Source organism: Candidatus Margulisiibacteriota bacterium (assembly GCA_003242895.1).
In the GTDB taxonomy this organism is placed as follows: Bacteria; Margulisbacteria; Riflemargulisbacteria; order GWF2-39-127; family GWF2-39-127; genus GWF2-39-127.
This window is the reverse complement of record QKMY01000031.1, coordinates 65,819-80,152: the sequence shown is the minus strand read 5'-3', so window position 1 is coordinate 80,152 and position 14,334 is coordinate 65,819. Positions and strand designations below refer to the sequence as shown.

Annotated in this window: 12 protein-coding genes; all 12 read right to left on the bottom strand. The window is 29.7% G+C overall.

The window, feature by feature from the left end; genetic code table 11:
* Window positions 1-37: 37 nt before the first annotated feature.
* The 12 genes from DKM50_04785 to DKM50_04730 all read right to left on the bottom strand — a co-directional run bounded on the left by DKM50_04785 (window position 38) and on the right by DKM50_04730 (window position 14,296).
* Window positions 38-1,201, bottom strand: coding sequence for a hypothetical protein (locus DKM50_04785; protein PZM82064.1), 1,164 nt, complete (start codon window positions 1,199-1,201; stop codon window positions 38-40).
* Entirely contained in the window at window positions 1,201-2,289 is a 1,089-nt protein-coding gene (locus DKM50_04780) for a hypothetical protein (protein PZM82063.1), read from the bottom strand. The genes DKM50_04785 and DKM50_04780 overlap by 1 nt, the downstream gene beginning before the upstream one ends.
* Window positions 2,289-3,293 (bottom strand): hypothetical protein, encoded by a 1,005-nt coding sequence (locus DKM50_04775; protein ID PZM82062.1) that lies wholly within the window; start codon window positions 3,291-3,293, stop codon window positions 2,289-2,291. The genes DKM50_04780 and DKM50_04775 overlap by 1 nt, the downstream gene beginning before the upstream one ends.
* On the bottom strand, window positions 3,265-4,905 hold the full coding sequence (locus DKM50_04770) for a hypothetical protein (protein ID PZM82061.1): 1,641 nt from the start codon (window positions 4,903-4,905) through the stop codon (window positions 3,265-3,267). Before DKM50_04770 ends, DKM50_04775 begins: the two co-directional genes overlap by 29 nt.
* Window positions 4,905-6,197 (bottom strand): hypothetical protein, encoded by a 1,293-nt coding sequence (locus DKM50_04765; GenBank protein PZM82060.1) that lies wholly within the window; start codon window positions 6,195-6,197, stop codon window positions 4,905-4,907. Before DKM50_04765 ends, DKM50_04770 begins: the two co-directional genes overlap by 1 nt.
* 135 nt (window positions 6,198-6,332) lie before the next feature.
* Window positions 6,333-7,457 (bottom strand): hypothetical protein, encoded by a 1,125-nt coding sequence (locus tag DKM50_04760; GenBank protein ID PZM82059.1) that lies wholly within the window; start codon window positions 7,455-7,457, stop codon window positions 6,333-6,335.
* Window positions 7,454-8,476 (bottom strand): hypothetical protein, encoded by a 1,023-nt coding sequence (locus DKM50_04755; protein ID PZM82058.1) that lies wholly within the window; start codon window positions 8,474-8,476, stop codon window positions 7,454-7,456. Before DKM50_04755 ends, DKM50_04760 begins: the two co-directional genes overlap by 4 nt.
* Window positions 8,477-8,531: 55 nt before the next feature.
* Entirely contained in the window at window positions 8,532-9,872 is a 1,341-nt protein-coding gene (locus tag DKM50_04750) for a hypothetical protein (protein PZM82057.1), read from the bottom strand.
* Window positions 9,862-10,782 carry a glycosyltransferase gene (locus DKM50_04745; protein ID PZM82056.1) on the bottom strand — a complete coding sequence of 307 codons (921 nt, stop codon included), beginning with the start codon at window positions 10,780-10,782 and terminating at the stop codon, window positions 9,862-9,864. Before DKM50_04745 ends, DKM50_04750 begins: the two co-directional genes overlap by 11 nt.
* Window positions 10,783-10,785: 3 nt before the next feature.
* A complete protein-coding gene (locus DKM50_04740) occupies window positions 10,786-11,877 on the bottom strand; it encodes an aminotransferase (GenBank protein PZM82055.1) in 1,092 nt (363 codons plus the stop codon).
* Complete coding sequence (locus DKM50_04735) at window positions 11,874-12,248, bottom strand: WxcM-like domain-containing protein (GenBank protein ID PZM82054.1); 375 nt, start codon at window positions 12,246-12,248, stop codon at window positions 11,874-11,876. The genes DKM50_04740 and DKM50_04735 overlap by 4 nt, the downstream gene beginning before the upstream one ends.
* Before the next feature lie 41 nt (window positions 12,249-12,289).
* Entirely contained in the window at window positions 12,290-14,296 is a 2,007-nt protein-coding gene (locus DKM50_04730) for a hypothetical protein (protein PZM82053.1), read from the bottom strand.
* Window positions 14,297-14,334: the final 38 nt, after the last annotated feature.

Below are 14,334 nucleotides of genomic sequence, written 5' to 3'. Positions count from 1 at the left end.
ATCTATAAAAAAACCGACGAGCTTATAAGTATACAGGTTAATTACTAGCTAAATAATTAAAACATTCAAGATATTTCAATGAAATCTGATGAATATCATAATTATTTTTCACAAAAACATAAGCATCACTACTCATTTTATTAAACGCTTCCGGATCATTCACTATCAATTCAATAGCCTTTAACCATAACCCAACATCATGATGAAGAACAACGCCAGCATTGTTTTTCTCAACCTCAGGAAAATAGCATTTATCTGATATTATCACAGGCAATTTATATGACATAGCCTCAAGAATACTCATGCTAAAAGCTTCATTATAAGAAGGTAAAACAAATACATTACTGTTTTTCAAAATACGATCTTTCTTTTCTCCATCAAAAAAACCTAAAAACTCAATTCTATCAGTCAAGTCTGATTCAACAACTAATAATTTAAGAGAATTTAAATATTCTGTGTCGCCAGTACCAACGATTTTTAACTTTACATTTATATTTATTCTTTTTAATCCATCGAGTACTGCAACAAGAAACTCAATCCCCTTAACGGGATGAATTCGACCTAAATATAATAGATTTATATATCCTGTATGTTGATTAACTATCTGCTCATTTTCCGGTAAAATATTAATCCCATTAGGAATTACAATATATTTTGAATTTAATTTAAAAAACGACTGGGTATCTAGCGCTTCATCTTGCGTAAAATACTGCATGAAAACAGTTTTTTTAAACTGTTTTTTCAGAAGCATATTGTAATAAATACTTTTCTTGAAATGCTTGGTTGCAAAGTGTTCAGGTTTTAATGACCCATGTGCTGAAATAATTACAGGTATTTTATATTTATTCGCGAGTCTCAAGGCTATTAGAGGGGGGTAACTCCACAATCCTATAATATGAATAACATCATATTTTGCTATATTTTCGATTAGGGCCTTTTTCAATGATGGTGAATATTGCCAACCTGTATTACCCATAAAATCTAAAGCAGTACTAAAATCAAAATATGTAACATTAACACCATCTACAGAAGTTTGATTATTCAAAGTGATAGGTCCATCAATATGTGCATTTGTAGTGTAGACGGTTAAATCTAACCCTTTCTGAACTAATATCTTGTTTAAATTGTGTACGGCCGTTATTGGCCCTCCAATTTTAAGCGCCGGATAATATGAAGCTGATATTTGTAACACTCTAGCCATTATGACCTACCTTCTAAAACCAACTTTTCATATGTACTTATTACCGTATTTGCTCTATCTTTCACTTCGTGTTGATCCTTTAACAAACGATTATAACCTGAAGCTGCAATACAATCTCTAATTTCATCATTTTTTAAATAAAACAATATCTTCTCAAGTAGTTCTTCTTTACTTCTAAAAAACTCAGCATCCCTTTTCTCCTGAAAAACATTACTAATATCATCAGAATATTGACATAACATGAATGATTTAGCCGCAGGTATTTCAAAGCATCTCCGAGTATAAGTATCATTGTTTAATTTTGATAAAAAAACTAGACATATTTTCGTACTATTAAGAGCAATATTATACTGCTCACCTCTAATTGCCTCAATATTACCACACCTGGAAGAAAAGTATTCATAATACTTAGACCTATGCCATTCAGGACCATTTAGTGTTAAATTTATACCATTATCCAATAAATATTTAATAACTTCATCTCTTCCATCATTTTCATAATGTCCAATAAAAGACACATCAGCAAGAGACCTAGATCCTTTATAATCTGTAATTGGATAATTTTTCGACTCAATAAAATAAGACCGAAGCAAGTCGACATTGGTATATCCTAAATTTTTATAATCATTAATATTCTTTTGTCTATAGGAGAAAATATAATCATAAAACGGTAGTCCTGCCAAGTAATGCCGCCACACATAAAAAGGATAACCAGCTCCAAAAGGGTCATCATTATTATAAGCAAAAATTAAAATATTTTTTTTCTTAATTTTCTGCAAAGTGGATGGGAAAATTGGAATGCCTTTATATACAAAAATAAAATCTGGCTTAATTTTTTCACATTGTTGCAATAATTTTTTATTAATATTATTTAATACAGGCCCTATTAAAAATTTATTCTGAAATCTATAATATAAAAATAGAAATTTATCCAAAAAAGTATTTAAGGTAACTCCAGCCAAGTGATAACCCTTATAAAAATCCACCCATGAAAATTTAGAAGTATCCATGCCTAAAGCTAGAAAAGCATTAAAAAATGCTTGCTCGTGAATATCTGAATGGAAATCACCAACAACAAGAATTTTCATTATAAAACCGGTGTTTTTCCAAGAATTTTTTTGATAATAAAAATTATATAATCACAATTTCTTTTTCCTAGCATTTTCAACCCTAATACATATAAATGAAAATACCAGGTACAATCAAATCCCAGGTTAATTAATTCTTTAATGTAGAGATTAAAATCTGTCTGTTTATTATCTTTCTGTATTGAAAGAATAGGATAAGAATACTTAGAACAATCTTTTTTAAAATAATTACTAGAGTTAAATCCGTATTTCTGATCCAAAAAATCTGTTATCTTAAAAAAACCCTTCATAAAATTTACAGAATTGTTCATTGTTATAGTTTCTGGTGTATATAAATCCTTTTCAGCCTCAGCATTACCAAAAAATGGTTTCCCGCCTTCACATTGCTCCGTAAGTATTCGATCGTAATATGCAGTTTTATACTTTAACGCAGTTTCAGCCGCTATATACAATTGATACAATAAGGTTCCGTCAAAGATATCAGTGTGACATTGCAAAGCAGGTTCTCTAAGTATTGTAAACCCTGATATAAATACATTTTTTCGATACTGCTGTATCATACTATCATATCCTGGCTCAAAGAATATTGTTGAGTCATAATAACGGAACTGCTCAATACCATTTGGACTTTTTAATTGATAGGATCTTAAAACATATCCTAATTCAGGATTATTCTTTAAAAAAGAGATTAAATCTAAAATAGCTCCGGAAACAAAATAGTCGTCGTCCCCCATTAGAGTAATATATTTACCATTAGCTTTTGATATTAATTCTTGAAGATTTTTATCGTATCCTAAATTTACCGGATTGGAATAATAATGAATAACTAAAGAACTGTTTTTTTTAAAACATTCAACTACTTTTGAAACCTCTGCTCCTCTAGGACTTTTATCCTCACAAATAACTATTTCAATATCATCAATAAAATAATCGATACTGCTTAATAACCGGATTAACTCATCAGGCCTATTATAACTAGGTATGCATATGCTTAATAAAACCATGCTTAATGGTATCCTTTAAATAGAAGTATAAAGATAAAATCTGATATCTTTCACTAATCCCTTGGCCTGAGCGCAAAGGCGTCTTAAAATACCATTTTTTTAGATTTTTATCAATAATTTTTAAATTTGCAAAAAGGTTAATCGCACCGAAAAAATCTTTCTTAAAATTCAAAAAAAATATTCTTTCAAAAACCTCGGTTTGAAAAGGATTAAAGATTTGAATATAACCCCGAGTAATTACTCTCAAAACAGAATTAATCCGATTTAACATGTGAAATCTATAATTCTTAAAAACACCCATATCAACGCCATTCCAATTTCTACTTGAAACATCACCTATATTAGAAAGCCCTTGATCAAAATATTTCAATAAAATTTGATCGACCATTATTTTATCGTGACGAAACTTCAATGGTATAGATATCATCAGCGTTAACAACTCAAAATCAGCGTAGGGACATTCAACGGGCAAAAAATATCGATATATCTCTGAGAGTACCATATGAAACTTAGGATTCCTTTCAGTAACATAAAAGTATTCATCAAAAGAAGAATAGTTAAATTCAATTGAATACATTTTGGCAATTTCATTAAGATCATTCAAAATCCCATTTCTAATGCTGCTTTCTATGGATAATTTTATAATTTTATTATAAATATCTGAATTTTCCAGAGTATCATCAATCTTTTTCTGGTATTTTGCCGAATAACCAAAAGTAGCATCAGAATAATAATTTGAAATAAAACAGGAATTACTTTTAATGTTTGCAGTGCTCAAATAAGTGTATATATGAGAATGCTGAAAACCTATGCTGCCACCTGATTGTGCAATAAATTCATTCATAAATTCAGAGTATATCTTATGATTTAAATAATAAAATTCTGGGACATTGTAATTTAAATTTTTTGCAACAGCAGATGCATACTTATATTCATAAATCCTGTCATCATAACCAAAAGTAAACAACTTAAGGTTTTCTTTGCGAATTTTTCCTTGCAACATAGCTAACGTAATACGACTATCTAACCCACCACTTAAGCCCATAATATATTCACAACTTTTATCGAGTTTATTAAATACTTGATCTAATTTGTTATATAGAGTTTCCGTAATTGATTGGCTATCAGCAATATTTTGGTCCTCCATGATGGAATAGTCCCAATAACGCTCAATTTCAAAAACATTTTCTTTACTAATATTTAGAAATGACGCAGATGGCATCGATAATATCTCGTTATAAATGGTTCTCTTATTTATACAATTACCTAAAACAATTGCTTCCCATAATCCTACAATATCTATAGTTAAAACAGAACTATAAATATCAACTATTTTTTTAATACTTGAGCTTACAATTAAAGAATTTGATTTGCGATCTTGATAAACATATAAAGGTATTGAATTGAATGGGTCATTATGAATTAAAACAAAATCTTTACTTTCTTCAATCACAATACCTTTGCATTTATGAAAAAAAAACCTATCATCTATTTTTAAATCAAGATTTTTTTGCGTACTAATTATTATATAATTATTCAACTCAGTTTTATATAGATTTTGGCAAATTGTAGAAGTAATAATTTTATTTTCTATCGTCAAATATAATGTCACTATAGTATCCCTTTATTCTTAGAATAATAAATCATCTTGTTATAATCTTTCACAAATAGTAACAGTAGAGCAACCATATTGGTAATAAATAAAATCTTCACTATGACAGTAACTCCATAACCATAACTAATAAAAAGAAAAATCACAAGAACCATTTGCAATAGCTGCATTGCAGACTTACCAACAAATACTCGATTTCTAATAAAATCAATCATTAGTAAATCCAGCATAAATAAAAAAAATACAAAAAACATACCAGCACGAGAAAATGCCCAAATTAATGAAGCTATAAAGTTAAGCCCGCCTACGCTTGAATAATGTTTAGCATAAATCACAGCATCGCCAGTATAATCAAGGTTAAAGGCACGAGAAACTGGACTAGGAATCAGAGCATACAGATATTGATTTGCGATTTGTTGGCTTGATGCTTTTAGCTCATCATAGTCATATAATATAGTAAATAACTGATAAGAGCTCAAATCCACCAAAGGTACTATAGAAAAATCCATCTGTTTTGCTGTTTTAGATATTTCAGACTTTGCTAATGTAACTACATTTCCTCGATTTAAAGTAAAATACATACAAGAAACCAGCAAACAAAAGAAGAATAATTTACGAAAAACACTTCTACCTTTAAAAAGATACATATATAGAACCATAAGCGGTCCAATCATCATAGATTTAGACCCAGATAAAACTCCTCCACAAAAGGACATCGCCGTTACAAAAAATATATAAAGCGACAGAACCCCAGAAATACCACCTTTGCTTAAATATAGGACAACTAAAACTGATAATGGAATAATAAAATTATAATAAGGGAATATATTAACTATAAAAAAAATCGAAGTATTAAAAGCATCATTATATGCAAACAAAAATAAATTATTACCCTGAATAAAATCAAAAAAAATACAAAAAGATATTAGCGAATAGAATAATATCACAATATAAATAACAATACCCTTATTTTTCAGTAATGCAAAAGAATCTCGTGACTTAAATGTAGCTTTTATTCTTTTTCTAAACAAAACAATTAGTAAAATAATTATGAGTGAAAGAATATTTATAATATAAATAGTTTGATCAAGAGAGGCGATCTTAACAACAGGATCCATTAATAAGCTATGACCAAGTTCATTTATATCATTTACATATTTAATATATAAAAGTCTAGATAATAAAAGAAAAAAATAAAAACAATTAAACGCGATTAGAAAAAAATTATACCGAACAAGGAACAAACAAATAACAAATAAAAAAAAACAAGTTAATATAGAGTAAATTAACATTTCACTGCATTATCCCGATATTTATTAGATAATATAATATTATATTATCCCAGTTGACCATTGGATACCTAGAAACAGAATACAAACACAATAAAAGTCACAACATCTTTTCAAATCAATAGGTTAAATAAAAATTTAAAAATTTTTATAGTTTTCATACCATTTTTTCATCTTTACAGTAATAGCATTACTATCAAAATTATTAGTGAAATTTAATAAATATTTTCCTGGCATAGAATCTGAAAATAACCAAAAAGGCGATGTTATGGTTTTATTCAAAGACAATAATGAAACGCTTTTTTGAGCTGACCATTTAGCGTATCTTTTCCTAACCCATTTCTCAAAAAAATCAGGCATAATAATTAACGAAAAATAAGCTATTCTTTGAAATGAATCAGATTTAAGCAAATTCAAATAAGGAAGAGAACCTATCCATTTTGAAAAATCCATAAATACTGAACTAGCTAATGATTTTTTATAATAATTCCGATAATTCATGTTAATTCTGTCTGCCTCATTGGTATCAATTGCCTTAGGCATCGGTAAACCAGTAGCAGTACAATGCCAACTAAAAATTTCAGCCCAGGTTAAATGAGGATTATCCGATAAATTATAAATACCCGAAGGAATTGAATCTTTTAATAAGTTGATTATTCCACTGGCGATATTACCTACATAAACAGTATTAGATAATTTTTCACCCTGATAAGGTATACGGAAATTTTTATCCGTTAAAAAACTTAATATTGCCTTGGAAAACGCCATTTCACATCCATAAACATGCCCTAGTCTTAAAATATAAAAACTAGTCTTATTGCTAACATTCTTTATTATTTCTGTTTCTACGTGTAATTTTTCTTTCCCATAACTTCTGTTAGGACGAGGGTCATCGTAAGTATTTAATCCATTAACAATAAAAGCGTCACCATAAACAGCTACAGTACTTAAATGCATAAAATATTTCAAATTTGGTAGTTTTAATAAGTTTTTTACCATCGAAACATTAGTCAATCTAGCTTCTTTATAGGTACCTGATGCTATAGCACAATTAATCACCGCTTCACAATCGCTTAGCTTATCAATACAATCCTGTAAATTTTCTAAATCAACTATACGAGAATCAAAATTATTACTTTCATATAAAGCAGATCCAATTCTGTTTCTAAAAATAGCTACTGGAGTTAGCTCAGCCACCTTCCCAATTTCCTCTATAATTATAGAGCCAATCTGCCCTCCAGCTCCTGTTACTGCAACCTTCATAAATTAACTCCCTTAAAAGAATAGCAATCATCAATAAACTTAGTACTTAATAGACAAGAATCAATATCCAACACAGATTTGGTACTAGAATGGAAAGATTTAACAAAATCCCTCCATTCTAGATAAAAAGCCTGATAAGAATTAACGGCTCCATCTATATTATTATTAGTTAGACGTCCAATTTGAACATTATCATTACTGTAAACATCAACAAAATCAGATGGAGATAATTGCAAATGTATTTTTGCTTTATCAAAAGAAAAGACAATTCCAGGATAAACATCTTGTAGCTTTGATATTATTAAATCAAACTTAATTTGTTTTTCTTGTTTCCCAGCAATTAAATATGAACTTGCTATAGCTTCATATTCTATTTCGCCAAATACTGACTGTTTATAATCAATTAATTCAAAACTATTAGCATTAGTTATGTATAGCACTTGATCAACTAAGTGGCTCCCAGTTTCGATTAAAACACCGCCACCAGAGGCATTTCTATCAGAGAAATACCAATCGCCGCCGCGCTGACTACCTCGCATTTTAGCACCTTCTGAAGCCTTAACTCTACACAATGATCCATAGATGTTTGAGTCAATTATAAACTTCATAAATAATACATTTCGATAAAACCTCCGCATTAGCCCAACGGACACTAATACTTTTTTCTCGCGCATAAGCACAGAAAAATATTTATGCTCTTCATAGTTTATCGCCAACGGCTTCTCTACCAACACATTCCAACCACGGTTACAAACATATTCAAATACTTCTTTACGATAGCCTACAGGAATAGCTATTAGTACAATATCAACATCAGCACATTCTTCAATAATCGATGTTGATTTTTCAATACTAAATTTATTAGCTAAATGAATGGCTTTTTCTATATTTTTGTCGCAAATCCATTTAATACTTATCTCTTTCATATTGACAAGAACCGGCAAGTGCATCATATCAACAATAGCACCAGCTCCAATTATTCCAATAGTAACTTTATCTTTTAAATCATTTATTTGCATAGTGTTAATTAATATCACTCCTTAAATTTATTGTCAATAAAAGCACTTCAAACTTTCAAACCACAGCATCAGCTATCATTTCGTGTTGATTGTAATTTCTTTTGGAATGTTTTATACAAATGGCAATTACTGCAAATAAAGAAAAAACAAATAGAAGTAGTTGTCCGACGAGAATCGACCAGGAAAAACCTAATAAACCATTTGTTTTTGTTAAAAGAAACCCTAAAGGAATATAAATAACAATTGATAGGAATCTAATAACTACAAATACTTTCATATTCTTTAATGCTTGGCCAATTGAAGAAAAACCAACAATAGATATCTGCAATAAAATTTGACTTAAAAGGATTATCATAAAATAGTCTTTCACCTCTTGATATTTTGAAGAAAACAAGCAATTTATTAAAAAATCCTTAAAATACATACAGAACAGCAGCATTAATGCGAATAATACAATAAGTAAGAATATATTCAATATATATAATTTCAAGAGAGAATAAAAATCATCTTTAGAATTGATTTTATCGGCTTTTGGAAACAAAATTGGATACAAAAACATATTTATTGTTGAAGAAACGATCTGAGTGGCTAATGAAGACAAACCATAAACCATCATGTAAAGACCAACGTAAACAGGACTAAATATACCCAAAACCCAACGCTCTAAAAAAGGCTGAAGATTATTGACCACTTGAAAGGAATACATTGACCGAGTGTATTTGTTTAACTCAGACTTTTCGTCTATATGTAATAATTCTGACGCTTTCAATTCATGATTGTGTTTTTTATTGAAAAAATACCACAATGAATATGTTACCAGAAATGACCAAACAAAATAGCCTATCAAAATAGTTTCTGTCCTAAGTAAAACAAGCCCCATCAATCCTGCAACAAATGGTCTTAAACCGCTAAATAAAAACATGTGAATACTTACAAGAAAGCGTCGCCTTTCTGTATTATGGCAGGTTGATAACAAAGAATAAGTTGCCCCAGGAATTGAACTTAAGAGACCTAGCGCTATGAGTAGCCCCCAATGATGCGTAATACCAAACAAATCAAACAAACAAGCCACTATTGCTATAGCAACAATTGCAACTGACCATTTCATTAAGCACCTATTAATATAGGCAACAAATTCCCCTAATTTATTTCGGCTCTTGAATAAAATAAAATACCTACCCAATGTATACGCTAAACCACTAGGCCATATTCCAGCAATGATACCCGCTGTTTGTGCTAATCCAAGCATGCCCATTGTATGAGGAGGAATTACTTCGGTCATGAAACGGTTTCCAATAAAAATACTCCCCATCATTAGTGGATAACCTATAACCATTGCGAAAAGTTCAGTAATATGTTTTTTATTAAATTTTATTATCATTATATTATTCAGCACAGTTAATCTTATTCTTAATGACCCACTGAGGCGTATTATTTTGATCCAAATAGGATTTCCCGATGTACTCTCCTATCAAACCCATAAATACGATTTGAACACCTGAAAAGAACAGAATTAAAACAGTTGTGGACGCCCACCCTAAAGGCATTCCTGGATTTTGTATCTTTTCAAAAACCACATTAACTAGCAAAATAAAACTTAATAACGCAACTAACATTCCGAATCCAATAAACAATCTTAGAGGTTTGATAGAAAAATTAATAAACATATTCAGCCATAATGAAGCCAATTTGCTTAAAGTATAATTAGAAACACCCTCTCTACGAGAAAAATGATTTACCATCACTTTCCCAATATTATTTGTTGCTCTAAGTAACAAACCATCTATATAAGGAAATGGTCCCTTATATTTAATAATCTCAGTAACAACATCTCTTGATATAAGCTTGAAGCTAGACAAATACAAATCTCTTGGCTTACCTATTAACTGAGTCGCAACGTAATCATTAAAAGCACTACCTAGATTTCTAAACCAGTGATGTTTCTTTTTCTCATAATATGAATAAACAACATCATAACCGTTACTGGCTTCAATTACTAGCTTCATGATCTCATCAGGCGGATTCTGAAAATCATCATCTATAATTACTGCACAATCACCCGCAACATAATTTAAAGCGCACATAACAGCATTATGTTCTCCGAAGTTTTTTCTCAAAGAAATAAATTTAACTAACTTATTTGAATTAGCCAATTGGGTACAAACAAATTCACTATTATCTTTACTGCCATCATTTACTAGAATAATCTCAAATAAATCACTTCCAAGCCTATCAATAACCTCTGCGACAAGTTGGACAATCGTTTCGGAACCATTATAAACTGGAATGCATATACTAATTTTCATAAATTAATTACCCCATCTATTAATTACATCTATTATCTTTATAATATCTTCAAATTTATGAAAATAAGATATAGGCAAACTCAAAATTGAATTATGAATTTCATCAGAAATCAAAAACTCCTCGCTAAACAAGTTCTGCATAGCTTTTTGTCTATGTGGTGCAACAGGATAGTGAATCTCAGTCTTAATCCCATTATCAAATAAATAATCTCTTAATTCAGACCTGTTACTATTTCTAATAGCATAAATATGATATACATCAAAAAAAACTTCATCACTTTTAGGTTTAACAATTAACTCATTATTAAGACCAATATTATATAAATTAGCTAAGTTTCTCTTATGTTCATTAATAACATCAAGCTTCTTAAGTTTGATTCGCAAAAAAGCAGCCTGTAATTCATCTAATCTAGAATTAAAACCAATATACTCATTATAATATTTACTTTTTGACCCATAATTTCTCAAATATCTTAGTTTTTCGGCATATTGTTTATTATTAGTAAGTATTGCTCCTCCATCACCAAGTGCACCAAGATTTTTAGTAGGATAAAAACTAAAAGCACCAAAGATTCCAAAAGTGCCGGCTTTCTGCCTTTTAAACATAGCACCATGCGCCTGAGCACAATCCTCTATTAAAAACAGATTGTGCCTACTAGTTATAGAAACTATTTTATCCATTTGGCACAATTTACCATAAAGATGAACAACAATTATTGCTTTAGTTTTATTAGTTATTTTCTCTTCGATTTTATTTGGATCAATATTATATGTATTTATATCTGGCTCTACCAACACAGGAATAAAACCATTGTGAATTATTGCCAAAATAGTGGCTATATATGTATTTGAGGGAACAAGAACCTCACTACCTTTAGGAAGGTCTAGAGCATTAAGAGAAAGAATTAAAGCATCCAGACCAGAAGCTACGCCAATACAATCAGAAGTCCCACAATATTCAGCAAATTCTTTTTCAAACAATTGAACATTCTCACCTAAAACAAACCAACCTTTATCAATAATTGCTTTAGCAACCTTAATATAGTCTTTTTTGAATGGCTTATTTAGTAGTGCAAGGTTCTCGTATTCGATCATTTTTTATAAGGCTCATATATATAATCTTCATGGTCAAAATAGGAAGAAGCAAAAACCTGGAGAATACAATCCCGACTAAACTCCATCATATAATGCCAATCACCTGGTGCCAAAAAAAGACCATGAGAAGGATCATTTAGTAGGTATTCTTCATCGCACATATAATCACCAGAACAACTAACGATTTTACACGATCCTTGTAATGCTACTAGAAACTGTTCAGTCTTATGATGACGATGTTTTCCTCTAACAGAGTCATCAACTCCATATATATAGAAAATACGCATAATAGGAAATGGAATTTCTTTCTCTATTACAGTTAGATTACCTCTTGGATCTGCAAATGTTTTCAATTTATATATATGTGCCATCGATTATCAATAACCTTAGATTAACAATAATTTTGATTAATTTATTGATCACAACTTAACAATTTCTTAATAGTATTCAAATCTGCAACCATTCTTATGCCAAAAAAGCCCAATCCATTAATTGGCCATTTAATTCTATAGCCTCTACAATCAACTTGTCTAGTACTAAAAGCACTTCCACCAAAAATTGGCATAAAATATTTTTCATTTTCCCAATTATCAGAAACAATATTCCAAGCATTTCCATTCAAATCATAGATACCAAGTTTATTTGGCTTAAAGGCACCAACATGAGTTATATCTATAAATGTATCTTCTTTAAAAGTACCAAAATAATTATAAGCACCTATCCTATCAAATGAATTAATATAATTATATTCTCGACTAGTCATAAGCCTTTTACTCAAATAAGACGAGTATTTAAATGCTAATGGCCTATTCATTGTAGTCATAGGATAATTTAAGAAAGACTTATCTATTGGGATTCCTGATACAAACAATTTCGGTTTTGCTAAATTCCTCATTGAATATAAATATTCATACCATGTAGTTGGAGTTACGTCTATATAAAATGCTGCAATATTTGCTGTTGGTGGTACTAAAACCATAATTTTATAATCAATGGGAGTGATAATAATTGGAGGCAACTTTATTTTACGAGCATAAGTAAGTTGAGCGGCCGAAAGATGTTCCTTAATAGAATTAAATAGATTTTCATTGTGGTTTTTCAGTATTGTATAATCAAAAGACTTATTAAATCCTAAGATAACTTTAGAAGAAGAATCGATTTCGGTATTAAGTTTTAATTTATTCTTTGAAGAATTCACCAATTGATTTCTTATTGTATTAGCACCTAATGTCAATGGATTATCAGATTCAGCTGAGTTCATAATCTTTAAAATATTAATTAGACCTAAATATTGCATAAAAACAAAAAGTAAAACAATGGCAATATTTAAATACTTTTTATTCTGAATACTATTTTTAAACATAACTGCGATGATTATAGAGATTGGAATAGTTGTAAAAAATGCGATTCTAACAGTTGCATTCCCAAACAAAGGAAGAGCAGCAACTACTATCCACAGAAAATAAAATAAAATTTCTTTTCTGTGCTTAATGAAAAATAAAAAAATAGCAACAAGGACTAAAAAAGAAAAACCAATTTCCCAATAAGTAGTATAATAACTCCAAGGTATAATAACTTCAAAGATATGCTCAAGAATACGAGATAGATACTGAATTAGTTGACCTGAGCTTCCAAATAACAAAGAACCGGCTTGATTAGCATACTGGCTACTATTATCTAAAACAGGCATATCGAGCCATACTAGCCTAATAAAAAAATAAATGAAAAAACCAAGCCAAAGAGGAAAAGCGGCCCATAAAGTTTTTTTAAGCTTATATCCCTTTGAGAAAAATAAATAAGCCATGGCAATTACAGGCAAAACAACCCCAGTTTCGGAAAACATCATCATCAAATAGAAAAAAATAAATGAAAAAAAAGCATACAGTTTGTTCCTATGATCAACCTCCAAAGACAATATAAAAAAAGAAAAAGATAACGAAAATAATATTATATTAAATAAATATGGAATTGTAATAGGCCAGGTTGCCTGATAGGCAATAACTCCAGAAATCAGATAAAGAAATGAAGTAAAACAAGAAATAAACACATCCCGTGTAATTAGCATAACAAGTAAAAAAACAGATAAAACGGCAAAAAAAGTAATACTAACCTGTATAATCCTAATAATTAAGGGACTACCTTTCGCAAATTCGTTCACTATACAGATTGGCAAATTAAACAAAGGCCTATATGTACCAGGGGTAACTTCTAAATTGGTAGAATATGTTCTTTTAAAAAAAATATCTAAGTTGTTTTTTAATATTACAACAGGATCGCTATACTTTTCGTAAAAGCCAGGAGTAAACGCAGAAAAATCATCTGCAATATATAGATTAAAGTTTACGGATTGACCATAAAAAACAATAATACCGAAGAAGATCAAAATTATACAGATTAATATAGATTTAATACGGCTCATAAATATCCTGATTGAAATAGTGGAATTATGTTATTAAT